Annotated in this window: 1 protein-coding gene; it reads left to right on the top strand. The window is 72.3% G+C overall.

From position 1 onward, the window contains the following. Nucleotides 1-6: 6 nt before the first annotated feature. Nucleotides 7-1,847, top strand: a 1,841-nt coding sequence (gene dxs / locus MKL01_RS06595; RefSeq protein WP_243904418.1) for a 1-deoxy-D-xylulose-5-phosphate synthase, incomplete at its 3' end; no start/stop codon positions are given.

Raw genomic sequence — 1,847 nt, 5'->3', positions numbered from 1 at the left:
GACCGTATCCCGAACCCCGCGGCGTTGCGGGGTCTTCCGGAGTCGGATCTTCAGGCGGTTGCGGACGCGGTGCGGGCGGAGATGATCGACGCGGTGTCGATCACCGGCGGCCATCTGGGCTCGGGGCTGGGCGTGGTCGAGCTCACCGTGGCGCTGCACCACGTGTTCGACACCCCCGACGACCGCATCGTCTGGGACGTCGGGCACCAGTGCTACCCGCACAAGATCCTGACCGAGCGCCGCGACCGGATCCGGACGCTGCGCCAGGGCGGCGGGCTGTCGGGCTTCACCAAGCGCTCCGAGAGCGTCTACGACCCGTTCGGGGCCGCCCATTCCTCGACCTCGATCTCGGCGGCGCTGGGCATGGCGGTGGCCCGCGACCTCGACGCCGCCGCCGCCCGGGCCAAGGGCCGGGGCGTCAAGCGCCGCAACGCCATCGCGGTGATCGGCGACGGCTCGATGTCGGCCGGGATGGCCTACGAGGCCCTGAACAACGCCGGCGCCCTGCACTCGCGCCTGATCGTGATCCTCAACGACAACGACATGTCGATCGCGCCCCCGGTGGGGGCGATGTCGGCCTACCTCGCCCGGCTGGCCTCGGGGGGCGCCTACCAGTCCCTGCGCGAGACCGCCAAGCAGCTCGGCAAGCTCCTGCCGAAGGCGCTCTACCAGCGCGCGGCCGCGGCCGAGGAATACGCCCGCTCGCTGGTGGTCGGCGGCGGCACGATGTTCGAGGAGATGGGCTTCCACTATGTCGGCCCGGTCGACGGGCACAACCTCGACCACCTGCTGCCGGTGCTCAAGAACGTCCGCGACGCCGAGCACGGCCCGATCCTGCTCCACGTCGTGACCCGCAAGGGCAAGGGCTACGCCCCGGCGGAGGCCTCGGCCGACCGCTACCACGGGGTGGTGAAGTTCGACGTGGTCTCGGGCGTGCAGGCCAAGGCCAAGCCGAACGCCCCGGCCTACACCCGGGTGTTCGGCGAGAGCCTGATCAAGGCGGCCGACGCCGACGACAAGGTGGTGGCGATCACCGCGGCGATGCCCGGGGGCACCGGCATCGACCTGTTCGGCAAGGCGCACCCGGACAAGACCTTCGACGTCGGCATCGCCGAGCAGCACGCGGTGACGTTCGCGGGCGGTCTGGCGACCGAGGGCTACCGGCCGTTCGTGGCGATCTACTCGACGTTCCTGCAGCGGGCCTACGACCAGGTGGTGCACGACGTGGCGCTGCAGAACCTGCCCGTGCGGTTCTGCATGGACCGGGCGGGGCTGGTCGGCGCCGACGGGGCGACGCATGCCGGGGCGTTCGACCTGGCGTATCTGTGCTGCCTGCCGAACATGACCGTGATGGCGGCCTCCGACGAGGCCGAGCTGGTGCACATGGTGGCGACCGCCCACGCGCATGACTCGGGCCCGATCGCGCTGCGCTACCCGCGGGGCGAGGGCGTGGGGGTGGAGCTTCCGGAGCGGGGCGAGGTCCTGGCGATCGGCCAGGGCCGGGTTGTGCGGCGGGACCCGGAGGCGCGGGTGGCGATCCTCAGCCTGGGCACGCGCCTGGCGGAGGCCGCCAAGGCGGCGGACGCGCTGTCGGAGCAGGGCGTGGCGGTGACGGTGGCGGATGCGCGGTTCGCCAAGCCTCTGGACGCGGCGCTGATCCTGGACCTGGCCCGGACCCACGAGGTGCTGATCACGATCGAGGAGGGCTCGCGGGGCGGGTTCGGCGCGATGGTGCTGCACCTGCTGTCGGAGCGGGGCGCGCTGGACGCGGGGGGCGTGCGGGTTCGGACGCTGACGCTGCCGGACGCCTACCAGGACCACGACAGCCCGGAGAAGATGTACGCCGA

Source organism: Methylobacterium sp. J-070 (genome assembly GCF_022829385.1).
Lineage (GTDB): Bacteria > Pseudomonadota > Alphaproteobacteria > Rhizobiales > Beijerinckiaceae > Methylobacterium.
This window is presented reverse-complemented; position numbering and strand designations above follow the sequence as displayed.